The organism is Pseudomonas sp. Fl5BN2, from assembly GCF_009908205.1.
Taxonomy (GTDB): domain Bacteria; phylum Pseudomonadota; class Gammaproteobacteria; order Pseudomonadales; family Pseudomonadaceae; genus Aquipseudomonas.
The window spans coordinates 163805-190095 of the sequence record NZ_JAAARL010000010.1 but is presented as its reverse complement, the minus strand read 5'-3'; the positions used below and the strand labels follow the sequence as shown (position 1 = coordinate 190095).

Here is a 26291-nt window from a genome sequence, read left to right as displayed (position 1 = left end):
TAACGAATCTTCTTTGTGATAAACAATAGGAGATTTTTTGGGTTTTGGGTTTTGGGTTTTTTGGTTGAATGAAGGTCGAGGTCTGATTGACACTCCTTCAGCGGTACGGTGTTCGTGCTGGTCGAGTTACATTTTTTTAATTGTGCCTTTTGGAAGTCTTTTCTCCTCTGTCAACTATTGATGGAGTGGCTTTTATTTTTAGTTTTAGTGTTATGCCGAGTATTACTCGATAGCGAGATGGCTCATCTGAGCTCTACAAGTGCATAATGTCTTTTTGAGTGTTTCAGATACCACTCTGTAGCGCCGGTTTGAGAAGGTTCGCATAGGAAATGGGCAGGATACTTTTGACGGGGGCATCCGGTTTTGTAGGGAGAGCTGTCCATGACTGTTTGTCCAAGACCACAGCTCACGAGTTGGTGGTTGCGGTACGAAAGCATATCTATGGGTTACCAGTAACTACTAGTGTTGCGCAGATTGACCAGATCGACGGTGCCACGGATTGGATGCATATTTTAGTGGGTTGTGATGTTGTAATACATGCAGCCGCCCGTGTGCATGTAATGAATGACTCCTCTGTTGATCCTCTTGCCTCATTTCGAAAAGTTAACGTAGAAGGGACTCTAAATCTAGCGAGGCAAGCTGCGCAAAAAGGTGTACGTCGTTTCGTATTTATCAGCTCCATCAAGGTCAACGGAGAGGAGACATCTCTCGATGTTCCCTACACCGCTGATGCAGCCCCTGCACCGGTGGACCCTTACGGCATCTCCAAGATGGAAGCGGAAAATGGACTGATGATCATTGCCGCTCAAACTGGAATGGAGGTCGTGATCATTCGCCCAACGCTAGTTTACGGTCCTGGCGTGAAGGCCAACTTCTTGAATATGATGCGCTGGTTGCATAAGGGTATACCTTTACCTTTTGGTGCAATACACAATCGCCGTAGTTTAGTGGCGTTGGGTAACTTGGTTGATCTGATAATTGTTTGTATCGCGCACCCTAAAGCAGCAAATCAGAAGTTTTTGGTCAGTGATGGTGACGACCTCTCAACAACAGAGTTGTTGCAGCGAATGGCGCGCGCGCTGCGGAAACCTGCTCGTTTGTTGCCCGTGCCAAGTGTTTTTTTGACGGTTTGTGCATTTTTTTTTGGTAAAAAATCACTCTCCCAGCGATTGTGTGGGTCGCTTCAGGTTGATATTTCCAAGAATCGTGAGTTGTTAAGTTGGACCCCGCCGATCGCGGTCGATGTAGCTTTCGATGCTACAGCCAAATATTTTCTTGATGAGCAGGTCTGATTTTTTGTGCCTCTTGAAGATTGCATCAATAGATTGTTTTTATTGTTTAATGAGATCGATGCCTGTAGTGCTTGCTCTCTCATTCGGTTTTAGGAATTAGAATGTCCATGGCGATCTGGTGGTTGATGCTGGCAGTGGTCGGTATTTCGCTTCTGTTAACTTGGGTTCTGCGTCGTTATGCATTAGCACGCAGTTTGATGGACATCCCCAATAGTCGCAGCTCCCACTCCATACCTACTCCAAGGGGAGGAGGGGTGGCAATTGTCCTAAGCTTTCTTGCAATCGCCCCGATTCTAAGCCTTTTTGTTGATATTCCTTGGCCTTATATCTGGGCTCTGTGGGGGGCTGGAGCGTTAACTGCTGTAGTTGGCTTTCTTGATGATCACGGGCACATTGCTGCGCGCTGGAGGCTGCTTGCTCACTTCATTGCCGCGATTTGGGTACTGGTTTGCCTGAGTGGCTTTCCACCTGTTCGTTTGTTTGAGATTGACTTCAATTTTTCATGGGTGGGGCATATTTTTGCCACTTTCTATCTAGTCTGGATGCTCAATTTATACAACTTCATGGACGGTATTGATGGGTTAGCCAGTGTACAGGCGGTCAGTGCCTGCTTTGGCGCATGTGTCATCTATTGGTTAGCGGGAGACACATCGTTGATTTGGGCTCCACTGCTATTGGCGATGGCAGTGCTGGGTTTCCTCTACTGGAATTTTCCTCCGGCACGTATCTTCATGGGTGACGCGGGAAGTGGGTTTCTCGGGCTTGTGCTGGGAGTGTTCTCAATTCAAGCGGCCTGGACTTCTCCAAGATTTTTTTGGATCTGGCTGATTCTTCTTGGTGTGTTCATTGTTGATGCGACCTTTACTCTGACTCGTAGATTGTTACGAGGGGATAAAGTGTATGAAGCGCACCGCAGTCATGCTTATCAATTTGCGTCTCGTCAGTTTGGTCGGCATTTACCAGTGACCCTTGCAGTGCTGGCGATCAATGCACTTTGGTTGTTTCCCATAGCCATATGCGTTGGGCTGCTCGGCCTGGATGGTACTATTGGTCTAATGCTGGCTTATGTACCTTTGCTTTTCCTTGCTTTCAGGTTTCATGCTGGTGAGTTGGAACAGGCTGGCTAATCTAGCCCAGCGCCAGAAGCGGCCGAGTGGTGTGTAAGAAAGGTTGAGGCTAGGGTTCGAGGTTCGAAAAGGGATTATGGATAAAATACGAACATGCCTGTTGAGGCTTCCACGCAGACAAAAAAGAATTCTGCAGGTGATCACCGATATTTTGCTGGTGTGGGTCGCGTTGTGGATGTCGTTTGTCGTCAGGCTAGGGTTTGATGACCTGAATAACCCCTTCGTTGTGCACTTCTGGCTATTTGCCAGTGCGCCAATTGTTGCTATTCCTCTGTTCATTCGGTTTGGAATGTATCGTGCGGTCATGCGTTACTTTGGCAACGATGCCCTCATTGCCATAGTAAAAGCGGTGACGCTGTCTGCTTTGGTTCTTGCATTGATTGTCTATCTGTATAGCAATCATCAGACCCTAGTGCCTCGCTCAATCGTGTTCAACTACTGGTGGTTGAGCATGGTGCTGATCGGAGGTCTCAGGCTGCTCATGCGGCAGTACTTTCTGGGTGATTGGTTCACCACTGCCCAGCACGTACCGTTTGCCAATCGAGATGATGGTTTGCCTAAAGTCGCCATCTATGGTGCGGGGGCTGCTGGTAATCAGCTGGTTGCAGCATTGCGATTAGGACGCATGATGCGTCCGGTTGCGTTTATCGATGATGACAGCAGTATCGCAGATCGAATGATTGCAGGGATCCAGGTCTACAAACCCAAACATTTGCAGCAGATGATTGACGAAACTGACGCAGAAGAAATTCTTCTTGCGATCCCTTCGTCCACTCGTAGTCGTCGTAGAGAGATATTAGGTTATTTGGAGGGTTTTCCTCTTCATGTCCGAAGCGTTCCAGGCTTTATGGATCTCGCCAGTGGCCGAGTAAAGGTAGATGACATTCAGGAAGTAGATATCGCCGATCTGCTTGGGCGAGATTCCGTGCCTGCTCAAGGAGATCTGCTCGCCCACTGTATTAAAGGTCAAACTGTTCTGGTGACGGGGGCTGGAGGGTCTATTGGTTCTGAGTTGTGTCGGCAAATTCTGAACTTGGGCCCCACTACTTTAATATTACTCGATCATAGTGAGTTCAATCTTTATAGTATCTTGTCCGAGCTTGAGCAGCGACTTTCGAGAGAGTCTCGAGCGGTCAGGCTACTGCCGATTCTAGGTTCGGTGCGTAACTACGATAAACTGTTGTCTGTTATGAATTCCTGGCGTGTTGATACTGTTTATCATGCAGCTGCTTATAAGCACGTGCCTATGGTGGAACATAATATCGCTGAGGGCGTACTTAATAATGTCATGGGTACGCTTAATACTGCGCAAGCTGCATTGCAATCGGGTGTTGCTAACTTTGTGCTGATCTCCACTGATAAGGCTGTTAGACCAACAAATATAATGGGGAGCACCAAGCGTTTGGCAGAGCTCACTCTGCAGGCCTTGAGTAAAGAGTTGGCACCTGTATTTTTCAATGATTCGTCAAGCATATCTCGGGTTAATAAAACCCGGTTTACCATGGTCCGTTTTGGTAATGTATTAGGCTCCTCGGGTTCGGTAATCCCACTGTTCCATAAGCAGATAAAGTCTGGTGGGCCGTTGACCGTCACTCATCCCAAGATTACACGTTACTTTATGACCATTCCGGAAGCCGCACAGTTGGTCATTCAGGCCGGTTCGATGGGCCTGGGCGGTGATGTGTTCGTGCTGGACATGGGGGAGCCGGTAAAAATTATTGAGTTGGCAGAAAAGATGATTCATCTTTCCGGGCTGAGCGTGCGTTCAGAAAAGAACCCTCATGGCGATATATCCATCGAGTTCACTGGCCTGCGGCCTGGTGAAAAGCTTTACGAAGAGTTGCTGATTGGTGACAACGTAGTGGCTACTCGGCATCCCATGATTATGAGTGCTAATGAAGATCATCTGCCCTGGGATACGCTCAAGGAAAAATTGAACGAACTCCTTACGGCGCTTGAGTTGGATGATTATTCGAAGGTTCGTCAATTACTTCGTGAAACGGTAAGTGGCTATACGCCAGACAGCGAAATTGTCGATTGGATCTACCAGCAACGCCGATTGGAACCTTGAATCTACACAACCGGTAACCCTCCTGCCTTTGACTTGCCCCCTGCATCACCTAGGTTTGGAAGGCAGCTTCGGAAAGCTGCTTTCCTTATCGATGTCATGGAGCGTCATTATGCGTAACCCTTATTTTTCCTCACTGATCTTTGCCTTTCTAGCCAGCCTCTCGCTTGCCACCCATGCGGTGCAGGTCACTAAAACAGAGGTAACCCCGCCAGTAGTGGCAGAGCATTCAACTGTTCAAACAAGCAAGGTCAACCTGAATACTGCCGACGTGTCTTCGTTGCAGCGAGAGCTCTTTGGAATTGGCGAGGCTAAGGCCAAGGCAATAATTACCTATCGCGAAGAGAACGGTCCTTTCGCTTCGATCGATGAGTTGTTGGAGGTTAAAGGTATCGGCAAGACTATTCTGGAGCGCAATCGAGACAAGCTGACGGTCAACTGATCTGTGCTCGTCGCGATGAAGGCCGGTCTTTGACCGGCCTTTTATGTTTCGTAACCTTGTAGCCTGAAAGTGAGCGTGTATCGACGAGATAGATTTTTTTCATGAACTCATAAAATATTATTATCGTAATATTTTGTTGCGTCTCTGTTTTTCAAATCAGAGAGCGTCCATTACTTGCATGCACCGTCAGGAGTACAGCTATGAGTCCGATTCGATCACAAGGTACGGCGTTGATAACTGGTGCTTCATCCGGTATCGGTGCGGTTTACGCTGAGCGGTTGGCAGCGCGAGGTTTTGATTTGTTGTTGGTAGCCCGCGATGAAGCACGTTTGCAGACGGCAGCCAAGGTCCTGAGCGATAAGTATCAGGTGCAAGTCGAGGTGCTTAAAGCTGATCTAACGCTCAAGGATGATCTGCTGCAGGTCGAGCAACGCTTGCGCGAGGACTCGAGCATTAGTTTACTGCTGAACAATGCCGGGGTAGCTGCAAACGGACCTTTGGCTGGTGCTGATCTGGATCAGATGGAACGCATGATTCAGCTCAATGTGGTGGCCTTGACCCGTCTGGCTGGAGCGGCCGCCACTAGTTTTTCGGCTGCAGAACGAGGAGCAATCATTAATATTGCTTCGGTTGTAGCCTTGATCCCGGAGCGCTTCAATGCGACTTACAGTGCCACCAAGGCTTATGTGCTCAGCTTGACGCAGTCGCTGCAGGGCGAGTTGAAGGGCTGCGGCGTCCAGGTTCAGGCAGTCCTGCCGGGGATTACTCGTACCGAGATCTGGGAGCGATCAGGCCTGGATGCGACAACTATTCCACCTGAGATGGTGATGGAGGTTGGAGAGATGGTCGATGCTTCTTTAAGTGGCTTTGATCAGGGGGAATTGATCACCCTACCTTCACTGCCCGACGCGGCGGACTGGCAAGCGCTGGTAGCGGCGCGTCTGGCGTTGGGGCCCAACTTGTCGAGGAGTAGCGCTGCTGCACGCTACAAGTAAGGCATGCACTTGGGGCGGGTGCCTTACGCCCGTTCCTGGTCTTTCAAGCCCTCACGAACGACCTCCAGTATCTGCACGCTTAACTCTGGGCTTTCCACGCTGCGCGAGAGCATCAAGGCGCCGACCAGAGTCGACATGATCAACAGGCTGCGCTGACTTTTGTTTTCGCCTTCCAGGGTTGCCGCTACCTGCGTCACTCGGGCGGTGAGGACCGCATCGGTAGTGGGACTGGGTTGGCCTCGTTGACCTAGTTCCGAGCTCATTGTTGGCAGTGGGCAACCTTGATCAGGTGAGCTCTGGTGCCACTCGGAAAGGTAGTTGTCGATAAACGCCACCAAAGGATGCTCTTGTGCAAATAGCTTGGCGCAATGGGTGTCCAGGTCATCGGCCGCCACTGAAAGCGCCTTTTCTACTAACTCCTCCTTGGATTTGAAGTGGGAGTAAAAACCTCCATGAGTCAGGCCCAAGGCTTTCATCAGTGGTTGTAAGCCCGTTGCACCTATTCCATCACGACGAAAACGTTTCGAAGCTTCTTTGATAATGCGTTTATGTGTCTGGGCTTTGTGGTCTGCTGAATAACGCATCTGAGAAACCTCCGCAACTAGACCACTATTTTAACCAATGTTCATTGGGTTACGTCCAACTTCTGAGCGGGCTTTGGAACCTGGTTACAGCTTTCAGACAGGTTTTCATGTCATGAGTGGTCATTTGGAAGCTGGCACGATAAGTGGTTACTGCTTACTCAACAGTTGTTGAACAATCCTCAGGGGCCTCCATGAGCAATGGTTTATCCCTTGCGGATCATATTACGTTGGAGCTGCGTGCTGACATTATCGGTGGCCGGCTATTACCTGGGATGCCTCTGGTAGAGAGTGTGTTGGTCAACACCTATAACGCGTCTCGCAACACCATTCGTGAAGCGTTGCACCGCTTGGGGCAGGAAGGGCTTACTTCCTATGTACGCCATAAAGGTGTGGTAGTTCGTTGTCTTGGCAGTGACGACGTTCGCGATCTGTTCCGAGTGCGCCGCACCTTGGAGTTGCAGGCGATTCTCAATGCAAGACCGCTGCGTGAGTACCAGTCGGACCGCATGCTTGATGCTATCGAGGCGGCCGAGTTGGCCAGAGAGCGTGAAGACTGGCGCGCCGTCGGTACCCATGGGTTGCGCTTTCACCAATATGTAGTGGCGCTGCTGGATTCGCGACTGTTCGATGAGTTCTTCACCAATGTAGTGGCGCAGTTGCGTCTGGTGTTTTGTGTCGCGCCAGATGAAGCGCTGTTCCAGGCTCCCTGGCTGATGCGTGATCGGCAGATCCATGAGTCGCTGGTAGAGGGAGACAAAATCTCCGCTGGCGAGGCCATGGAGCTTTATCTGGACGACTCCGAGCGCTTGTTGTTGAACATACTCAGCCAATCCTTCCGTCACTGAGCGAGGGCGATACCCATGTACAAAGACTATCCAGCGGCTTATCAGGTCAGCAAAGGTTCGGCACTACAGGTGGATACGGCTTTTTATGAACGCATCCGCGCCAACCAGGCACAGCGCATATTGATTGAGCAATTCGAAGTACCGATTCGTACTGGTCGTGCCTGGACGGTGCCGGCGGGGCATGTGTTTCGAGTGACCACTCCGGAGGGGCCGCAGGTGGGAGACTTCAACGTCTGGAATGCCAATGACCCGCGAGAGCGACTGTGGGCCGCTCGTACCCGGCAGTTGCAGGGAGCACATGTCAGTACCTACGATCGGCTCTGGTCGAATCTACCCTTTCTGCGACCGCTGGTGACGATCACTGATGACAGCCTGGCGCATTACGGGATCGACGAGCACGGTGGGCGGTTGCATGATCTTTTGGGCACCCGTTGCGACCCTTATGTGAACCGCATGCTTACGGGCGAGGATTTTCATCATCACTGCCATTCCAACCTGACGCGGGCTGTCCTGCCCCACGGTCTCACCGAATTCGATGTGCACGACGTCTTGAACATTTTCCAGTGCACGGGCCTTAACCATGACGACATGTATTTCATGAAGGCCTGCCCGGCACAGAAGGGAGATTACCTGGAGTTTTTTGCCGAAATCGACCTGCTTTGTGCGTTGTCGACCTGTCCGGGAGGGGATCTGTCCTTGCCAATGTGGGGCCCAGAGGCTCAGGACCCATTAAGCGTGTGCCGCCCGCTGGGCGTAGAGGTCTATCGCCTTGAGGCGTCATTGCTCGAGGGTTGGAGCCCGCCGGAACGGGCAGCCTACAAAGGTCAGCACGGTTTGCACATCGCCAAGGCCGAGTGGGAAAAGTAACGCCTCAAACAGCCCCTTCATCCATGGGTGAAGGGGCTGGAGAGGTTAACGGTCCTGGGTTTCCTTGGCATCCATTTCCGCATTGCGTTCGGCCACGCGCTTACGTTGCTCATCGGTCAGCTCGACCTTGTTGGCTGTGTCGCGCAGCATCATCAAGCCGCCGACGATCGAACCGATAGCAACCACCAGAATCAGCCAGGCATACCAGGGCATAGGGCTCTCCTTAATCGGCAGTTTTCCGAGGGCGGAGGTTCGCCCCCGGCACTGCCTGTAACGCTTTGAGTTAAAGCGCTTCGCACTGGTTCCATTGTATGCCTGATCGGTCTTCTGGGCGCGGTCGCAGCCTAAAGACCGGTGAGCATGGCGTCCGCCGGAGCATTGGCGCGCAATTGCCCGGTGAGCTGGAAGTAGATAAAACCGAGCAGCATGAATCCGAGGAAGATCAAGCCGATCAGGGCGTTGAACCAGGCCATGGCCACCAGGCACACAACTGCCAGTGTCAGTGCGATGGCTGGTACCAGTGGATAGCCAGGGGCGCGGAAGGTGCGCAGCAGATTCGGCTCTGCCTTACGCAGTTTGAACAGGCTGAGCATGCTCATGATGTACATCACGATCGCCCCGAACACGGCCATGGTGATCATCGCTGCGGTGAGGGTCATGCCGCCAAGGTTGATCAGGCCATCGGAGTAGATCGCGGCGATGCCGATCAGGCCGCCGGCGATGATCGCCCGGTGCGGTGTCTGAAAGCGCGACAGCTTGGCCAAGTAGGTCGGCAGGTAACCGGCTCGTGCCAGGGCGAAGAACTGCCGTGAGTAGCCGAGGATGATTCCGTGGAAGCTGGCCACCAGGCCAAACAGACCGATCCACACCAGCATGTGCAGCCAGCCGGAACTGTCACCGACCACGGCTTTCATCGCCTGGGGCAATGGATCGTTGATGTTCGACAGGGTACGCCAGTCGCCCACGCCGCCGGCGAAGAACATTACCCCCATCGCCAGCAGTACCAAGGTCAGGATTCCACTGATGTAGGCTTTGGGGATGGTGCGCTTGGGGTCCTTGGCTTCCTCGGCGGCCATGGCCGCACCTTCGATAGCCAGGAAGAACCAGATGGCGAAGGGGATGGCCGCAAACATCCCGGCAATTGCTGGGGCGCCGAAGGTGTCAGCTCCAGCCCAGCCATTGAGGGCGAAATTGCTGAAACTGAACGCTGGGGCCACAACGCCCATGAACACCAGGAGTTCAGCCACCGCCAATATGCAGACCACCAGTTCGAAGGTGGCCGCCAGCTTCACCCCGAGAATATTCAGGCCCATGAAGACGATGTACGCACCAACCGCAGCATGCTTTGGGTCCAGCGCCGGGAATTGCACATTCAGGTAGGCACCAATGGCCAGGGCGATGGCCGGCGGTGCGAAGACGAATTCGATCAGGGTCGCCAACCCGGCAATCAATCCTCCTTTCTCACCGAAGGCGCGACGACTGTAGGCAAAGGGACCTCCTGCATGAGGAATCGCTGTGGTCAGCTCGGTGAAACTGAATATAAAGCAGGTATACATAGTCGCGACCAGTAATGAGGTCACGAGAAAGCCCAAGGTTCCGGCCACGCCCCAGCCATAGCTCCAGCCGAAATATTCCCCGGAGATCACCAGGCCGACCGCGATGCCCCATAAATGCAGCGTGCCCAAGGTGGGCTTGAGTTGTGTGTTCATTGGTTGCTCCCTGAACGGTTGGAAGTGCTCGGGACTGGCCCGTGCAGTGGCCATGCCAGTCTTGCGGCGACCGTCGTAAAGTCCAGAAAGCTGTCGTATCGAGGATGTTTCCCGGGTTTTTACCGCTGACTGCGTTCAACCTGGTGCATGGCTGCGCCTCCCATTAGGGCAGGGCGGCCGTTCGCATCCCTGGCCCCGTCCTATCGCCGCCCGCGTAAACGCCGCATAAAGCCAGTCTTTACGCTTTCTTTATGAGTCGCCCACCCCGTCGATCTCGTTCCTTTACAGGCACCCTGCGGACAATGTCTGCATTCGCGGCAAGCGCCGTACCTCGGAGACATTCCATGAACATTCTGGACGCGGTGTCGCTGCTGCTAGCAGTGGGCCTGTTCGTTTATCTACTGGTTGCGCTGTTGCGCGCGGATCGGAACTAGGAGCTGCGGCTATGCACAGTTATGACTATTGGCTGATCCTTGCCTTCTTTGCGCTGGTGCTGTTGCCCGCGCCCTGGCTTGGACGTTTCTACTACAAGGTGATGGAAGGTCAGCGCACCTGGCTGAGCCCGATACTGGGGCCAGTGGAGCGCATCTGTTATCGGATTTCCGGTGTCGATCCGCAGGTGGAGCAGAGCTGGCAGAAGTACACCCTGGCTTTGCTGGTCTTCAACCTGGCCGGATTTGTCCTGCTGTTCGCTATCCTCCTTTTTCAAGACCACTTGCCCCTCAACCCGCAGAATCTTCCAGGGCAGGAATGGACCCTGGCGTTCAACACTGCCGTTAGCTTCGTTACCAATACCAACTGGCAGTCCTACAGCGGCGAGGCTTCCCTGAGCTACCTCAGCCAGATGGTTGGGCTGACTGTGCAAAACTTCGTCAGTGCCGCCACCGGCCTGGCTGTGCTGGTTGCCCTGTGCCGGGGTATCGGCCGCCGTTCGGCGCGTACCCTGGGCAACTTCTGGGTCGACATGACCCGCGCCACCCTCTATGGCCTGTTGCCGCTGTGCCTGCTGCTGGCTCTGTTCCTGGTCTGGCAGGGTGTGCCCCAGACCTTTGCCCACTACGTGGATGCGCTGACTGTGCAAGGCAATGACCAGGTGATTCCCCTGGGCCCGGCGGCCAGCCAGATTGCGATCAAGCAACTGGGTACCAACGGTGGTGGTTTCTTCGGCGCTAACTCGGCGCACCCGTTCGAGAACCCGACGGCCTGGAGCAATTTGTTCGAGTTGGTGTCGATCATCCTGATTCCGGTGGCCCTGGTGTTCACCTTCGGTCACTACGTCAAGGACTTGCGCCAGAGCCGCGCGATCATTGCCTGCATGTTTGCCTTGTTCCTGATTGGTGGCGCTACCTCGCTGTGGGCGGAGTACCAGCCGAACCCGGCGCTGCAGAATGCCGCGGTGGAACAGACGGCGCCGCTGGAGGGCAAGGAAACACGCTTCGGTACTACCGCCACGGTGCTCTGGTCGGTCACTACCACCGCAGCTTCCAATGGTTCGGTAAACGGCATGCACGACAGCCTGAACCCTCTGAGCGGCATGGTGGCGCTGATCAATATGATGGTCGGTGAAGTGATCTTCGGGGGGGTTGGCGCTGGCCTCTACGGCATGCTGCTGAACGTGTTGATCGCGGTGTTCCTGGCCGGGTTGATGATCGGCCGCACTCCGGAGTACCTGGGCAAGAAGCTCCAGGCCAAGGAGGTGCAACTGCTGGTGGTGACCCTGATGGTAATGCCGATCGGCGTTCTGGTCCTGGGCGCCCTGGCCGCCAGCTTGCCTGGCCCTGCAGGTGCCATCAGCAACCCGGGACCTCACGGCTTCAGCCAACTGTTGTATGCCTACACCTCGGCCAGTGCCAACAACGGCTCGGCGTTCGGCGGCTTCAGTGCCAACACCCCGTTCCACAACCTGATGCTGGGCCTGGGCATGCTGATTGGACGCTTCGGCTACATTCTGCCGGTGCTGGCCCTGGCTGGCAGCCTGGGGCTGAAGAAGATCGCACCTATCGGCCAGAACAGCTTCCCCACCCACGGTCCGTTGTTCGTGGCTTTGCTGACCGTGACCATTTTGCTGGTGGGTGGCCTGACCTTCCTGCCGACCCTGGCGTTGGGCCCTATTGCCGAACAACTGAGCATGGGCTTCTGAGGACCTGATGATGAATATGCATGTTCCTGCCTCCAACAAGGCCGTTGACGCGGCCACCAAGGGCAAACACACACATGGCGAGGCCTCGAGCACTGCGATCTCGGCCTTGTGGCGCCCGGCGCTGATCCAGGCATTCGTCAAGCTCGACCCGCGCCAGTTGCAGCGCTCGCCGGTGATGCTGGTGGTCGAGTTGACGGCGATCCTGACCACCGTGCTGTGTTTCATTCCGGACCCTGCGGTACCGACTTTCGTCGCTGCACAGATAGCCCTGTGGCTGTGGTTTACCGTGCTCTTCGCCAACTTTGCCGAGGCTCTTGCAGAAGGTCGTGGCAAGGCCCGTGCCGACAGCCTCAAGGCTGGTAGCGAAGGCTTGAGCGCTCGCCGCAGGACCGCCGACGGTAGCTATCAAATGGTGCCTGCGGCCAACCTGCGCAAAGGTGATGTGGTGCGGGTCGAGGCCGGGGAGATGATTCCCGGAGATGGCGAGGTCATCGAAGGCATTGCCGCCGTCAACGAGGCGGCAATCACCGGTGAGTCGGCGCCGGTGATTCGTGAGTCCGGTGGTGATCGCTCGGCGGTCACCGGCAATACCCGTCTGGTCTCCGACTGGTTGTTGGTGCGCATCACCAGTAACCCTGGTGAGTCGACCCTGGATCGCATGATCGCCCTGGTGGAGGGCGCCAAGCGGCAGAAGACGCCGAACGAAGTGGCCCTGGATATCCTGCTGATCGGTCTGACCCTGATCTTCCTGCTGGTAGTGGTAACCCTGCAGCCCTTCGCCCACTTCGCCAACGGCAGCCTGCCGCTGGTGTTCCTGGTGGCGTTGCTGGTGACCCTGATTCCCACCACCATCGGCGGTCTGCTGTCGGCCATCGGGATTGCCGGGATGGATCGCCTGGTGCGCCTGAATGTAATCGCCAAGTCCGGTCGCGCGGTAGAGGCCGCGGGCGACGTGCATGTGCTGCTGCTGGACAAGACCGGCACTATCACGTTCGGCAATCGCCGCTGCAGCGCCATTCATCCGGCCCCGGGTGTCAGCGCCAAGGAACTGGCCGAGGCGGCACTGCTAGCCTCCCTGGCGGACGATACCGCTGAGGGCAAATCCATCGTCGAGTACCTGCGCGAACTTTATCCACAGCCTGAACCGGGCAGTGCGGTGTTGACTGCAGTGCCCTTCAGCGCGGAAACCCGTCTTTCCGGCGTTGACTACCAGGGCCGGATCTATCGCAAGGGCGCGGTGGATTCAGTGCTGAACTTCGTCGGTCTGAAGCGCAGTGACCTGGCACCGGCCCTGTCCCGGGAAATCGACAAGATCGCCCAGAGCGGTGGCACCCCATTATTGGTCTGCGCCGAAGGCCGGATGCTCGGCGCCATTCACCTCAAGGACGTGGTCAAGCCAGGTATCCGCGAGCGTTTTGCCGAGTTGCGCAAACTGGGGATCCGCACCGTCATGGTGACTGGCGACAACCCGCTGACTGCCGCCGCCATTGCTGCCGAAGCCGGGGTCGATGATGTGCTGGCCGAAGCCACACCGGAAAAGAAACTGGCGCGTATCCGTCATGAGCAGAACGACGGACGTCTGGTGGCCATGTGTGGTGATGGCGCCAACGATGCCCCGGCACTGGCCCAGGCCGACGTCGGCATGGCGATGAACGACGGCACCCAGGCGGCTCGCGAGGCGGCCAATATGGTCGACCTGGACAGCGACCCGACCAAGCTGCTGGATGTGGTGCAGATCGGCAAGGAGCTGCTGGTGACCCGCGGTGCCCTGACCACGTTCTCCATCGCCAACGACGTGGCCAAGTATTTCGCCATTCTGCCGGCGCTGTTCGCGGTGATTTATCCACAGCTTGGCGTGCTCAACATCATGCACCTGACCAGCCCGCAGAGCGCGATCCTCTCGGCGATCGTGTTCAACGCCCTGATCATTGTGGTGCTGATCCCCCTGGCTCTGCGCGGGGTCCGGGTCCAGGCGGCGAGCGCCGCCCACTTGCTGCGGCGCAACCTGCTGATCTATGGCGTGGGTGGGATAGTCGTGCCCTTTGTCGGGATCAAGCTGATCGACATGCTGTTGACCGCGCTGCATCTGGTGTAACGCCCCTCTTGCAGGAGCCGGCTCGCCGATGAAGGCGTCCATGCTGGTTCCTGCCGGAATTGAACGAATCGAGGATTGAGAGATGTCTAGCGTATTGCGTCCGGCCTTGAGCCTGATTGTATTGATGACCCTGATCACCGGTGTGGCCTATCCGCTGGTGGTCACCGGAGTGGCCCAGTTGGCGTTTGTGGACCAGGCCAATGGCAGCCTGGTGCGTGATGCCGACGGCAAGGTGCGCGGCTCGGCACTGATCGCCCAGGATTTTGTCGGTGATGCCTGGTTCCATCCGCGCCCATCGGCGGGTGCCTTTGCCACGGTTTCCAGCGCCGCCAGCAACCTGGCGCCGAGCAACCCGGCGCTGGCAACACGGGTGATTGACGATGCCAACAAGCTCCAGGTTCCGGGTCAAGGAGCGGTGCCCCTGGCATTGCTGACCACCTCGGGCAGTGGTCTTGATCCGCACTTGCCACCCGAAGCAATTGACTATCAACTGGCGCGTGTCGCGGCGGCGCGCAATCTGCCGCCAGCCAAGTTGGAGGCACTGGTTCAGGCCCATGTCGAGCGTCCGCTGGTAGGGCCGCCGGTGGTCAACGTACTGTCCCTGAATATGGCCCTGGAGCGTCTGTAGCCGGTGCTGGGTCTGCGAGGCTGCGATAAGGCCAATGCGGCTTTTGCGGCCCTCAAGAATGGCGTTTCCTTCAATGGAACGCATGGCCTGTCGCAGCAGCTAAAGTGCGAATTGAACTGAATATTTTGTTGCAGAGAGATAACCCATGAGTGATTCCGGCCGCGCCGACGCGCTGCTCGCTGATCTGCCTCGGGATGGCCGTGGCCGGCTCAAGGTCTTCCTCGGTGCCGCTCCCGGTGTCGGCAAGACGTACGCCATGCTCCAGGCTGCCCATACGCAATTGCGCCAAGGGGTCAAGGTGCTCGCCGGGGTCGTGGAAACCCATGGCCGTGCTGAGACCGAGGCGCTGCTGGGGGGGCTGCCGCAGCAACCCCTGGTGCGTTCGGAGTACCGCGGGGTGATGCTGGAAGAGATGGACCTGGACGGTCTGCTCAAGGCCAAGCCCAAGTTGGTGCTGGTGGATGAACTGGCTCACAGCAATGCACCGGGCAGCCGGCATGCCAAGCGCTGGCAGGATATTCAGGAGCTGCTGGCGGCGGGAATTGACGTGTTCACCACGGTCAATGTCCAGCACCTGGAGAGCTTCAATGATCAGGTGCGCGGTATCACTGGGGTCCAGGTGCGCGAGACTTTGCCCGATTGGGTGCTGCAGGAAGCCTATGAACTGCTGCTGGTGGACTTGCCACCGCGCGAATTACTGGAGCGGCTGCGCGACGGCAAGGTCTATGTGCCGGAGCAGGCGCGGGCGGCCATCGATGCTTTTTTCACCCAGACCAATCTCACCGCTCTGCGCGAGTTGGCGATGCAGGCCGCTGCGGCCCAGGTGGATAACGATCTGGCCCTGGGCTATCGCCAGTTGGGGCAGGCGGCGCCGGCAGTGCGCGGGCGTTTGCTGGTGGGGATCGATGGCGATGCCCAGGCCGAACGCCTGGTGCGCCATGCCAGCCGAGTGGCACAGCGCCGGCACCTGCCCTGGAGCCTGGTTCACGTAGACAACGGGAGCGTGCGTGATGAGCAGTCGCGCTTGCGCTTGCAGGCGGCCCAGCAACTGGCCGAGCGCCTGGGCGGGGAGGTGGTCCTGCTACGGGCCGGTGAGGTGGCCAAGACCCTGATCCGGCATGCTGCTGAGCGTCGCGCCAGCCTGTTGCTGGTGGGTCAGTCCAGTCGCGGCTGGCGTCGGCGCTGGTTGGGTGGCGGCCTGGCGGCGCGCTTGCTGCGCAATGCCGATGGCTTGGAAATCAACGTCCTGGACAGCGAGCCGCAGCCTCATCAGCCGGGCTTGCGGGCCAAGCGTTCGCTGGTATGGTTCGACTATGCCCTGGCGTTGGTGGCGACGGTGCTGGCCAGTGCCCTGGCTTGGGGCGTGGCCAGTGTCCTGCCGTTGCCGAACATCTCCCTGGTGTTTCTTGCCGCGGTGTTGCTGGTGGCAGTGCGCAGTAGCCTCGGGCCGTCTCTGGTCTGTGCTGCGTTGTCGTTCTTGAGCTATGACTTTCTGTTTATCCCGCCGAGTTTCTCCTTCGCCATTCAGCGCGAAGAAGATGTACTGACTCTGTTGTTCTTCCTGCTTATGGCCGCGCTTACCGGCAATTTGGCCGCGCGTCAGCGTCGGCAGTTGCAGGCCCTGCGCGATACCCAGGAGGAAACCAACGAACTGCTGGACCTGTCGCGCAAGCTCACCGCTGCCACCGACCGCCAAGCAGTGATCAGTGCCGCGGCCCAGCATTTGAATGGTCGTGATGAACTGCGTATTTGCCTGCTCAATCGTGACGCGCAGGGCGGCTGGAAAGTTGAAACCGGCAGCTCGCCGCAGTTTTCCGAGGCCGAGCGTGCCGCCGCCGACTGGGCCTGGCAGCATGATCAGCCTGCGGGGCTTGGCACCGGGACTTTGCCTTTGGGACGTTGGTGGTGGTGGCCTTTGTCGGTAGATGATGGCCCCCTGGGCTTGCTGGGTGTCTGCCCTAGGGAAGGCGAAGAGTTCAGCGGCCAGCGTCGGCGCCTGCTCACCGCACTCAGCCAGCCACTGGCCCAGGCGTTGGCCCGGGCACGTCTGGCCGAAGACCTGGAGGCGGCGCGGCTGCACGGTGAAACTGAGCAATTGCGTAGCGCCTTGCTGGCTTCGGTGTCCCACGACCTGCGCACGCCACTGACTTCGATGCGCGGCAGTATCGACAGCTTGCTGGCGCTGGGGGAGGCGATTCCTCTGGAGGACCGTCGTGAACTGCTCGAAGGCACTCGCGATGAGGCCGAACGCTTGGATCGCTATATCCAGAACCTGCTGGACATGACCCGGCTTGGCCATGGTGCGTTGAAGCTGGCCCGCGACTGGGTCGCGCCGGGGGACATCGTCGGCAGTGCACTGAATCGCCTGCGTGCGGTGCTGGCACCGTTGCAGGTGAGCACCGAGCTACCGCCAAACCTGCCATTGCTTTATGTGCACGCGGCTTTGATCGAGCAGGCCCTGGTCAATGTGCTGGAGAATGCCGCACGTTTCTCACCGCCCCAGGGCCGCCTGCAACTCAAGGTCAGTGCCGATGAGCAGGCGTTGAGCTTTGCCGTCAGCGATGAAGGTCCGGGAATCCCCGAGGACGAACGAGCGAAGATCTTCGACATGTTCTACACCGCTGCCCGTGGCGACCGGGGTGGGCAGGGCACGGGGCTGGGGTTAGCGATCTGTCAGGGCATGGTTGGCGCCCACGGCGGGCATATCAGTGTCGCTGAAGGCATCGGCGGCCACGGTACCTGCATTACTCTGCACTTGCCGCTGCAAACCCAGCCGGAGCTTGAGCATGACCTGTGAAACCCTGTAGAACGCGGTGCTTCCATGCAGTACAAGCGCTACCGGGATCATCGGCGGGCCTTGGGCTACTCTTTTGCCTCTAATTTGTCTTGAATTGAACCCATGAGCCAAACCGCAACCATCCTGGTCATCGACGACGAGCCGCAGATCCGCAAGTTCTTGCGCATCAGCCTGGCGTCCCAGGGATACAAAGTGATTGAAGCCGGTAACGGCGCCGAGGGCCTGGCCCAAGCGGCGTTGAACAAGCCGGACCTGCTGGTACTCGACCTGGGGCTGCCAGACATGGACGGTCAGCAGGTACTGCGCGAGTTTCGCGAGTGGTCGGCGGTGCCGGTGCTGGTGCTTTCGGTGCGTGCCAGCGAGCTGCAGAAGGTCGAAGCCCTGGACGGCGGTGCCAACGACTATGTGACCAAGCCTTTCGGCATCCAGGAGTTCCTGGCGCGTATCCGTGCCCTGTTGCGCCAGGCGCCGGCGGGAGACGTGCAGGAAGCGGCACTGCAAGTGGGGCCGCTGACGGTCGATCTGGCTTACCGTCGGGTGTTGCTGGAGGATGTTGAAGTGGCCCTGACCCGCAAGGAATATGCGGTGCTGGCGCAGTTGGCGCGGCATCCTGGGCGGGTGATCACCCAGCAGCAGTTGCTCAAGGATATCTGGGGACCGACCCACACCGAGGACAGTCACTATCTGCGCATCGTGGTTGGACACTTGCGCCAGAAACTGGCGGACGATCCGACCCAGCCGCGTTTCATCGTCACTGAAGCGGGGGTTGGCTACCGTCTAGTGGGTGGGGATTCCTGAGCCTTCCGGCTCAGGCTTTCAGGGCTGGCTACTGTTCCTGTTCGTAGCGGTCCAGGGTGTCACTGGCGATTTCCCGGCCCAGGGCGATCAACTCCGGTGCCTTGTAGAACTCGAAGAATCGACATACGCGCTTCGGTACGTTGATCAAGATATCCGGCGGATAGCCAGCGATCTTGTACTGCGCCAGGGAGGTCTGCATGACCTCGAAGCTCTGGTTCACCAGGTCCAGTAGCGAGGCTGGGCCGACGTTGTCGATGATGAATGAGCCACTGGCGGACTTGGGGGCGCCGTCGGATTCCGGCGCTGCGGCCGGCTGCTGGGATTCCGGCTCGGCGCCCTCGACCCAGGGATTGATCTCGGCCGCTTCGCTCCTGAAGGCTTCTTGTTCGAGCAGTAACAGTTGCTCGGCCTGTTTGCGCCGGAACGGCAGGTGCGAGCCAAGGGAATTGATCAGGCTGTCGAAGCGGCTTTTGAACGCAGGCGGGCGCTGGATCACCGGCAGTTGGTAATGACGCTGATTGGTCGAGTTGAGGTTGACCGCAATGATCAGGTCGCAATGACTGGAGACCACCGGAACGATTGGCAGCGGGTTGAGCAGGCCGCCGTCCACTAGCATCCGGTTGCCTTGCATCACTGGGGTGAACAGGCTGGGGATGGCGGCGGAAGCCCGCATGGCTTGATGCAGGCAGCCTTCCTGAAACCAGATTTCCTGCTGGTTGGTCAGGTCGGTGGCCACGGCCGTATAGGGAATGCGCAGGTCTTCGATGTTCACTTCGCCGACGATCTTGCGAATTTGCCCGAAGACCTTTTCGCCGCGAATCGCGCCCAGGCGAAAACTCACGTCCACCAGGCGCAGTACATCGAGGTAATCCAGGCTTTCGATCCACTCGCGGTACTCGGCGAGCTTGCCCGCCGAATAGATGCCACCCACCACTGCGCCCATTGAGCAACCGGCGATGCAGGCGATGTCATACCCGCGTCTTTCGATCTCCTCGATGACCCCGATGTGGGCATACCCGCGAGCGCCTCCTGAGCCAAGGACCAATGCGACACGTTTGTTCATGATTCATCCCTTCGCCAAACAGGCTGCAACAATGCACCCATAGCGCCTCGAGGTTCAATTGCTGATGCAGTGCAGGAACTGCCCGGTGGTTTTTCTAGGGCGTATCGGGCCGCGCGGCTATGCTCCTGCGGCTATATTTTCCAAGGGTTGGGTTTGGCACTTTTTGCTGTCGCCACCGTCTTAACCTGTACGACTGTTTCCTATTCTTGAGGTGTCATTGATGAAAGCCTGGATCTGCTTGCCCCTGATTGCATTGGTATTGACCGGTTGCGCGGGCAAGACCGCCTATCGCGACAGTTGTGGCACTCAGTTGGACGCCGCCTGGCATGAACTGGACCTGGCCAAGGCCGAAGGTTTCGCTGGCACCGTGAGTTACTCCAAGGCGTTGTCGCTGCTGACAGGCGCCAAGACCCAGCAGCAATTCGAAGCCTTTGAAGGCTGCACCAACAAGGCCGAGAAGGCGCGCTTCTATATTCGTGAGTCCCGTGCCGGGCGTTGAGCCGCTACAACCGCTACGCTGAAGCGACAATCATCACCGTGGGCCTGAATGACTTGGCGCAATGTCGGTCGCGGTCCAGCGGTGCCATTCTTGGAACTGGATGAGCCGAAACCAGGCTTGTGAGTTTTGTTGGGGAACCCGTGATGTCTGCCTTGGTCGACCGATTGGTGGCTCAGATCCTGAGCCTGGAAGTGAGTTTGTTGGCCTGTCAGGCACGATTGGCCGCCGCCACCGATGCTGAGGCCCTGCATGACTTACGTATCAGTGTGCGGCGCCTGCGCAGCTTGCTGCGTCCGCTGCGCGGGTTGCCCGGCGTCGAGCAGTTGGAGGCCGCCGCCAGTGAAGTGGGGCGCCTGACAACACCGATTCGTGATCGTGAAGTGTTGGCGGCCTATCTGCATCAGCATGGTCAGCATGCCGCCGCCGAGCACCGTACCGCCCAGTTGCTCGATGAATATTCGGCGGTGGCAGCGGGGCCTGAGTTGGCGCAGCTGTTTCTGGTGCTGGATGCATTCCCGCGATTTCTGCGAGCCTCCGGGCGAGAGGGGTTGCTCCGTGGTTTGCGTGGACGGATTGAAAAGCGCCTGGCCAAACAGTGGAAAGTCCTGGGTAAGGCGCTCCTGGACCCCGCCCATGACCGGCATCGCCTGCGGTTGTTGATCAAACGTGTACGTTATGCGGCTGATGCTTATCCCGAGCTGGATCGCTTGCCTGCCAAAGCCATGAAACGCCTCAAGGCCGCACAGGGTGCTCTGGGGGATTGGCATGACTGCTGGCAATGGCTGGCCCAGGCCGAACAGCAGGTGGATCTGCGGCCTTGTGTAGCACTCTGGCGTCGCACCATGCTCAAGGCCGAGGCGCGTGCTGATCAGGTGTTGGACCAGTTGCACGGAGATTGCTTCGGGCGCTGATCGCTGTTCGGCGGCTTATCTGTCCGCTGCTTTGGCCGGAATAGTTGCTGTACGGCTCTGCGACGCTGGTTAAGATTCCTCCGTCTATTTTCCCTTCCCCGAGGTTTTCATGCGTTTCTACGATTTGCTCGAAGCCGTTCGCGGCCAGCCCCAGTCGCTGACCATTCCGGCGGAGTGGGCTCAGGGTCGCGCCAGTTTCGGTGGTTTGGTGGTGGCCCTGCAGTATGAAGCGATGCGGGCCAAGGTTCCGGCGGAGCGGCCGGTACGATCCCTGGCGATTACCTTTGTCGGCCCAGTGGCGCCGGATGTACCGGTCAGTTTTGAAGTGGACGTGCTGCGTGAAGGCAAGGCCGTCAGCCAGGTACTGGGGCGGGTCATGCAGGAAGGTCAGGTGGTGACTCTGGTACAGGGCAGCTTTGGAGCTTCCCGTGAATCTTGCGTAACGGTTGGCGCCGAACCTGCGCCGGAGATGAAGCATTGGGATGATTGCCAGGAGTTGCCTTATATCAAGGGTGTGACACCGGAGTTCATGCGTCATCTGGCGATGCGCTGGAGCATTGGCGGCCTGCCATTCACCGGTAACCGTTCTCGGGACATGGGCGGCTGGGTGCGTTTGCGCGGGGATGTCAAGGAGGAACCGGTGACCGAGGCGCACATTCTGGCGCTGGTGGATGCCTGGCCGCCGGCATTGTTGCCGCACCTGAGCAAGCCGGCGGCCGGCAGCACCCTGACCTGGACCATCGAGTTCGTCCAGCCGCTGCTGCAGGTGAGTACCCTGGACTGGTGCAAGTACCGGGTGGAAGTCGAACATGCCCGAGACGGTTATGGCCACGCCGCTGCGGCGCTGTGGAGCCCCGATGGGCAGTTGATTGCCCTGAGCCGGCAGACGGTGACGATCTTCGCCTGAGCCTTCAGTGCCGGTGGCGTTGCAACCAGGCGCGCCACCAGTAGGCGTTGCACTGCATCTTTACGATCACTGAACGGCTCGGAGGTTTACGCCTCCAGGCTGTGGCCGTGACGCTGCAAGCCCAGAGCCGCCAGGATGCCGACCACGCCGATTGCCAGGCTCAGGAAGCTCAACGAAAACACCCCTGAAGCGACCAGCAGAAAACCGACGATGAACAGCGGCACGGCGATCAGCTGCAGTACCAGGTTGGTCGGATGCTGGTGGCTTTGCGGGTAGACGCGCCATTGCCAGGCAGGAAGGTTGGGGTGACGTTTGCCCATGTTGATCATCCTCTGGTTCATGGAAACTGATGAACCAAGAATAGGGCGCAGGCGGTCTTGCGGCGAATCGAAGCTGGCTATCGGGCTGATAGCCAGCGGGTAGGGGGCAAAGTGCTGGTGCTGAGCCTGTTGGGTGCGCTGCTCAGAGCTTCAACTGGCCGATGGCCTTGCTCAGCTCGCCGGCCAGGGTCGCCAGTTCACCGCTAGTGGTGGCAGAGGCGACGGTCTGTTGCACGGTGTTTTCGGTGACGTCTCGGATGCTCACTACTGCTCGGTTCATTTCTTCCGCCACCTGGCTCTGTTGTTCCGCAGCTACGGCGATCTGGGTGTTGCTTTCACGCATCTGTGCCACCGCGCTGGTAATTTCCGCCAGTGCCGCCCCAGCTTCCTGGGCCTGCTGCACGCAGTCGTCGGCCTTGAACGAGCTTTCCTGCATGAAGTCCACCGCGTCGCGGGTGCCCGCTTGCAGGGCAGATACCATGCTGGTGATTTCATCGGTGGAGGTTTGCACGCGTTTGGCCAGATTGCGTACTTCGTCTGCTACCACGGCAAAGCCGCGACCCATTTCTCCGGCCCGGGCGGCCTCGATGGCCGCGTTGAGCGCAAGCAGGTTGGTCTGTTCGGCGATGCTATGGATCACGTTGACCACACCGTTGATCTTTTGGCTGTCCTCGGCGAGTTTTTGAATCATCTCGGCGGTTTGCTGCACGCCATTGGACAGCCCGGCAATGGACTTCTGCACCCGGCCGACTACTTCGTGCCCGGTGCCAGCCAGCGCGTCGGCGGTTTGCGACAGATCCCGGGTGGCGCCGGCATGCTGGGCGATGTGGTAGACGGTGGCGGACATTTCATTGATAGCAGTGGCGGCCTGATCGGTTTCGCTCTGCTGGCCGAGCATGCCATGACGCACGTCGTTCATGCTCGAGGCCAGGCGGGCAGCGCCCTGGTCCAGCTGCCTGGCGGTGTTGGCCACGGTGTTTACCACTCGTTGATACCCGGCCTGCATGGCGTTGAAGGCGCTGGCCATCTGGCCCACTTCATCCTTGCAGGACAGCGGGACGCGGGCGGACAGGTCGCCAGTCTTTTCTACGTGCAGCATCACATCCTTGAGGGTGTTGAGTTGGCTGAGGAGAAAGCGGATCAGCAACTGCGAAGCACACAGCATGGCGAACATCAGGATGAACACGGCGACTGCATAGTGGGTGAAGCGATCACTGAAGACCTGAACGAGGCTTGGGGCGTGGGCCAGAACCGCGACCTGTTGGCCGTCGGCGCGATGGATGACTTCGGCGCCTAACAGTGGGTTGTCGCCGAACAGTGGCAAGTGATTGAGCTCGACCCAGCCATTGGCGCCGTTCAGCTCGGGCAATGCCTGTTCGTTGATACTGGGAGTCTGCCCCTGGGCGAAGTACAGCAGGTGCTCGTCACTGGGCAGGGGCTGTCCGGCAGGCCAGGATCCGAGCAAGTGGGCCTGGGTCTGGGCAGAGGCCTGTGCTGCCTGGCCGCGAGCCTGTTGCTCCAGTTGCACTGCGTACAGCACTAATAACAAGGTGGTGACGAAGGCGACCGCATTGACTGCCCAGAATTTGTATTTCAGCGAGATGTTGCTAAGCCAGGCACCCATAAGAAGGTCTTCTCTGATTGAGCGGAACAGTATTGGCAAGGTGCCATTATTGTGCCGCCATGCTCTCGGAAAAATCTTGATATGAGTCAAGCAATCTCAGGCAAGTGGAAAAATGCTCTGGCACAGGCGGTGCTGTGGCTTGCCAGGTGTTCTGGCGTCTCTTCGCGGTGCCGTGCCACTTCGCGCAAGACTTCCGTCAGGTAGGCCGGTTCGTTACGGCCGTTTTTCGGTTTCGGCCGCAGGCTGCGTGGCAGCAGGTAGGGGGCGTCGCTTTCCAGCATCAGGCGCCCACGGGGAATATTGCGCACCAGCGGGTGCAAGTGCGTGCCCCGGCGCTCGTCGCAGATCCAGCCGGTGATGCCGATGTGCAGGTCCAGGTCAAGGTAGCGGAAAAGCGCCTGCTGCTCACCGGTAAAGCAATGCACCACGGCTGTCGGCAAGCGGTCGCGAAAATCTCGCAGGATGTCCAGCAGGCGCTGGCTGGCATCACGTTCGTGGAGGAATACTGGCAGTTGCAGTTCGACAGCCAGTGCCAGGTGTTCTTCCAGGACCTTTTCCTGTTGTGGCCGAGGGGAGAAATCTCGATTGAAGTCCAGTCCACATTCGCCCACGGCACGTATCCGGGGTTCGCTGAGCAGGGCGCGCAAACGTCGGACGCTGTCGGCATTCCAGTCGCTGGCGCAGTGAGGGTGCAGGCCTGCCGTGGCGAACAGTCGTTGCCCAGCGGTGTCCAGTTGCTGGCACAACTCCAAGGCCTGTTCACTGCCTTCGACGCTGGTTCCGGTCAGGACCAATTGGCAGACTCCCGCTTCATAAGCACGATCGAGAACGGCTTGGTGTTTTTCGGCAAAAGAGGGATTGGTCAGGTTGACGCCGATATCGATGAGTTGCATGGTGCTATCTCCGCCTGCGGCCGGAAAGCATATCAGAGCTGTAGATTTATAAGAAAAACCAAGAACTACAACGAGTTAAAGCGGTCTTTTGCTGCCGGAAGAACGTGGCGGCCGGGATTTTGCCGTCGCTACGATTGTCTTTCGCACCTTGCCAGCGCTCAAGGCGCTCTGTTTCTGTCGATCAATCCTTCAAAAACGACGAAGGGTTGAACAGCATTCTTTGCGGAGAGCGGATGACCCGACCCTCGATATTGCTTGCGCTGTGCCTGTCGTTGTTGATGCCGTTGCCGGCCGTGGCGCGTTTGGCCGGTCCGCCGGAAACCTTGGCTGCTGCCAAGGTGCGCGATCTGGCGGAAATTCGCAGTAGTCGAGTGTTGCGAGTGCTGGTCAATCAGAGCCGTAATAGCTCTGGTGAAGTCCAGGGCCAGGCCATCGGTGTCGAATACCATCGCCTGCGCTCGTTCGAGCAGTACCTCAATGGGCATGCCCGTGATGGCCAGGAAATCAGTCTCAAGATCATTCCCAAGGCCAAGGATCAATTGCTGGGTGCCTTGCAGCGAGGAGAAGGGGATCTTGTGGCGCCAGGTGAGTTGTTGGAGGCTCAGCCAGGGCATGCGGTCAATTCCAGTGATCCAATTGTCAGCAATGTTCCTTTGATGCTGGTGGGGATCAAGGGTGAGCGTCGCTATACGCGGATCGAGCAGTTGTCCGGCAAGACCCTGACCTTGACCACTGGCAGCGCTGCGGGGGAGGCGGTAAGCCAGATCAATCAGAAGCTGACGCTGCACAAACTCGCGCCGATCAAGGTCGAGTGGGTCGATCCCAGCCTGGCGGTGGAGGATGTGCTGGAAATGGTCCAGGGCGGCATATTCCACCTGACCATTGTCGAGCAGCCGATTGCCGAGCGCTGGAGCAAGATTCTGCCCAGGTTGCGTTTCGACAAGCAGTTGAAGATCAGCGAGCCGGGCGAGGAGCATTGGTTTGTCCGGCGTGATGCATCGATGTTGCGCGCCAGTATCGATCGTTTCCTCAAGACCTATAAGGCACCTGCAGATCAGGATGTCGCATTCCTGCGCATCTATCGACGCCAGTATCAGGTGCATTACCCCTTGGCCCGGGCTGATCGCCAGCGACTGGAGAAACTGCGCCCGGTGTTGCAGAAACATGCGGGGGAGCAGGGCATGGACTGGCTGAACCTTGCGGCCCTGGCGTTCAAGGAGTCGGCCCTGCAGCCTAGTGACAGGAGTGGTGGTGGGCCTACCGGGCTGATGCAGATCACGCCCTCCGCCGCACAACGAGTCGGGGTCAGCAATATTCAGTCCGTGGACAGCAATGTGCAGGCCGGAGCCAAGTACCTGGCGATGATTCGCCGCAAGTTCTTTTCCAGTCCCAAGCTCAACGAACGCGAGCGCATGGCTTTCGTCCTGGCGGCCTACAACATGGGGCCGGAACGGGTTCAGGGGATGCGCAGCGAGGCCCGACGCCGGGGGTTGAATCCCAATCAGTGGTTCTTCCAGGTAGAGCGTATCGCTATGGAGCAGGTGGGCATGGGGGCGGTCAGCTATGTTAATAGTGTCAACAAGTACTATCTGGCCTTTGATCGTGAGCGAGGCTCCTTGGAGCCTCCGGAGCGAAAAGTTGCGTCTCGAAAATAATCGAAAATATTGATTGTTATGTCGGATAATTT

23 protein-coding genes and 1 pseudogene are annotated in these 26291 nt (G+C 57.9%); 17 read left to right on the top strand and 7 right to left on the bottom strand.

Translation table 11 applies throughout. From position 1 onward, the window contains the following. Positions 1-329 precede the first annotated feature (329 nt). The 5 genes from GV819_RS16215 (at position 330) to GV819_RS16195 (ending at position 5924) form a co-directional block, all read left to right on the top strand. Positions 330-1292 carry a UDP-glucose 4-epimerase family protein gene (locus GV819_RS16215; RefSeq protein ID WP_161757066.1) on the top strand — a complete coding sequence of 321 codons (963 nt, stop codon included), beginning with the start codon at positions 330-332 and terminating at the stop codon, positions 1290-1292. Positions 1293-1399: 107 nt separating this feature from the next. Continuing rightward, entirely contained in the window at positions 1400-2419 is a 1020-nt protein-coding gene (locus tag GV819_RS16210; protein WP_161757119.1) for an MraY family glycosyltransferase, read from the top strand. Positions 2420-2495: 76 nt separating this feature from the next. After that, positions 2496-4490 carry a nucleoside-diphosphate sugar epimerase/dehydratase gene (locus GV819_RS16205; protein ID WP_161757065.1) on the top strand — a complete coding sequence of 665 codons (1995 nt, stop codon included), beginning with the start codon at positions 2496-2498 and terminating at the stop codon, positions 4488-4490. Positions 4491-4599: 109 nt separating this feature from the next. Beyond that, complete coding sequence (locus GV819_RS16200; protein WP_161757064.1) at positions 4600-4929, top strand: ComEA family DNA-binding protein; 330 nt, start codon at positions 4600-4602, stop codon at positions 4927-4929. 200 nt (positions 4930-5129) lie between these two features. Continuing rightward, positions 5130-5924 (top strand): SDR family NAD(P)-dependent oxidoreductase, encoded by a 795-nt coding sequence (locus tag GV819_RS16195; protein WP_161757063.1) that lies wholly within the window; start codon positions 5130-5132, stop codon positions 5922-5924. Between the two features lie 23 nt (positions 5925-5947). Here the strand turns inward: GV819_RS16195 and GV819_RS16190 are convergent, their stop codons facing one another. Then, positions 5948-6508: a TetR/AcrR family transcriptional regulator gene (locus tag GV819_RS16190; RefSeq protein ID WP_161757062.1), complete on the bottom strand. Its 561-nt coding sequence runs from the start codon at positions 6506-6508 to the stop codon at positions 5948-5950. A gap of 191 nt (positions 6509-6699) precedes the next feature. Between GV819_RS16190 and GV819_RS16185 the strand changes: the two genes are divergently transcribed. Beyond that, positions 6700-7353: a GntR family transcriptional regulator gene (locus tag GV819_RS16185; protein WP_161757061.1), complete on the top strand. Its 654-nt coding sequence runs from the start codon at positions 6700-6702 to the stop codon at positions 7351-7353. A gap of 15 nt (positions 7354-7368) precedes the next feature. Then, positions 7369-8220: an urea carboxylase-associated family protein gene (locus GV819_RS16180; protein ID WP_161757060.1), complete on the top strand. Its 852-nt coding sequence runs from the start codon at positions 7369-7371 to the stop codon at positions 8218-8220. 45 nt (positions 8221-8265) lie between these two features. On the opposite strand, the gene GV819_RS16175 is transcribed toward GV819_RS16180, so the two are convergent. Next, positions 8266-8433: a DUF2897 family protein gene (locus GV819_RS16175; protein WP_161757059.1), complete on the bottom strand. Its 168-nt coding sequence runs from the start codon at positions 8431-8433 to the stop codon at positions 8266-8268. 131 nt (positions 8434-8564) lie between these two features. Beyond that, the gene (gene eat, locus GV819_RS16170) at positions 8565-9929 is read right to left on the bottom strand and encodes an ethanolamine permease (RefSeq protein ID WP_161757058.1); all 1365 of its coding nucleotides are present in this window, start codon (positions 9927-9929) and stop codon (positions 8565-8567) included. Between the two features lie 344 nt (positions 9930-10273). Here eat and kdpF point away from each other — a divergent pair, with 344 nt between their 5' ends. From kdpF to GV819_RS16140, 6 genes are all read left to right on the top strand, one after another. Further along, positions 10274-10363 (top strand): K(+)-transporting ATPase subunit F, encoded by a 90-nt coding sequence (kdpF, locus tag GV819_RS16165; RefSeq protein ID WP_016964080.1) that lies wholly within the window; start codon positions 10274-10276, stop codon positions 10361-10363. Between the two features lie 11 nt (positions 10364-10374). Continuing rightward, complete coding sequence (gene kdpA / locus GV819_RS16160) at positions 10375-12069, top strand: potassium-transporting ATPase subunit KdpA (protein ID WP_161757057.1); 1695 nt, start codon at positions 10375-10377, stop codon at positions 12067-12069. A gap of 10 nt (positions 12070-12079) precedes the next feature. Continuing rightward, the gene (gene kdpB, locus GV819_RS16155; RefSeq protein ID WP_161757056.1) at positions 12080-14164 is read left to right on the top strand and encodes a potassium-transporting ATPase subunit KdpB; all 2085 of its coding nucleotides are present in this window, start codon (positions 12080-12082) and stop codon (positions 14162-14164) included. Positions 14165-14246: 82 nt separating this feature from the next. Then, the gene (gene kdpC, locus GV819_RS16150) at positions 14247-14792 is read left to right on the top strand and encodes a potassium-transporting ATPase subunit KdpC (RefSeq protein ID WP_161757055.1); all 546 of its coding nucleotides are present in this window, start codon (positions 14247-14249) and stop codon (positions 14790-14792) included. A 145-nt stretch (positions 14793-14937) separates the two neighbouring features. Beyond that, positions 14938-17589 (top strand): sensor histidine kinase, encoded by a 2652-nt coding sequence (locus GV819_RS16145; protein WP_161757054.1) that lies wholly within the window; start codon positions 14938-14940, stop codon positions 17587-17589. A 102-nt stretch (positions 17590-17691) separates the two neighbouring features. After that, on the top strand, positions 17692-18387 hold the full coding sequence (locus tag GV819_RS16140; RefSeq protein ID WP_161757053.1) for a response regulator: 696 nt from the start codon (positions 17692-17694) through the stop codon (positions 18385-18387). Positions 18388-18415: 28 nt separating this feature from the next. Here the strand turns inward: GV819_RS16140 and GV819_RS16135 are convergent, their stop codons facing one another. Continuing rightward, the gene (locus GV819_RS16135; protein ID WP_161757052.1) at positions 18416-19450 is read right to left on the bottom strand and encodes a patatin-like phospholipase family protein; all 1035 of its coding nucleotides are present in this window, start codon (positions 19448-19450) and stop codon (positions 18416-18418) included. A gap of 220 nt (positions 19451-19670) precedes the next feature. Between GV819_RS16135 and GV819_RS16130 the strand changes: the two genes are divergently transcribed. From GV819_RS16130 to GV819_RS16120, 3 genes are all read left to right on the top strand, one after another. Continuing rightward, on the top strand, positions 19671-19949 hold the full coding sequence (locus tag GV819_RS16130; protein ID WP_011062563.1) for a hypothetical protein: 279 nt from the start codon (positions 19671-19673) through the stop codon (positions 19947-19949). A 143-nt stretch (positions 19950-20092) separates the two neighbouring features. Then, positions 20093-20860, top strand: coding sequence for a CHAD domain-containing protein (locus GV819_RS16125; protein WP_161757051.1), 768 nt, complete (start codon positions 20093-20095; stop codon positions 20858-20860). 109 nt (positions 20861-20969) lie between these two features. Continuing rightward, positions 20970-21767, top strand: a complete 798-nt coding sequence (locus GV819_RS16120; protein WP_161757050.1) for an acyl-CoA thioesterase — start codon at positions 20970-20972, stop codon at positions 21765-21767. Positions 21768-21771: 4 nt separating this feature from the next. On the opposite strand, the pseudogene GV819_RS16115 reads toward GV819_RS16120, so the two are convergent. The 3 genes and pseudogenes from GV819_RS16115 to GV819_RS16105 all read right to left on the bottom strand — a co-directional run bounded on the left by GV819_RS16115 (position 21772) and on the right by GV819_RS16105 (position 24604). Then, a pseudogene (locus GV819_RS16115) lies at positions 21772-22087 on the bottom strand (terminase). Positions 22088-22229: 142 nt separating this feature from the next. Then, positions 22230-23711 (bottom strand): methyl-accepting chemotaxis protein, encoded by a 1482-nt coding sequence (locus GV819_RS16110; protein WP_161757049.1) that lies wholly within the window; start codon positions 23709-23711, stop codon positions 22230-22232. 86 nt (positions 23712-23797) lie between these two features. Then, positions 23798-24604 carry a TatD family hydrolase gene (locus tag GV819_RS16105; RefSeq protein ID WP_161757048.1) on the bottom strand — a complete coding sequence of 269 codons (807 nt, stop codon included), beginning with the start codon at positions 24602-24604 and terminating at the stop codon, positions 23798-23800. A 233-nt stretch (positions 24605-24837) separates the two neighbouring features. On the opposite strand from GV819_RS16105, the gene GV819_RS16100 reads away from it, so the two are divergent. Next, positions 24838-26259, top strand: coding sequence for a transglycosylase SLT domain-containing protein (locus tag GV819_RS16100; RefSeq protein WP_161757047.1), 1422 nt, complete (start codon positions 24838-24840; stop codon positions 26257-26259). Positions 26260-26291: the final 32 nt, after the last annotated feature.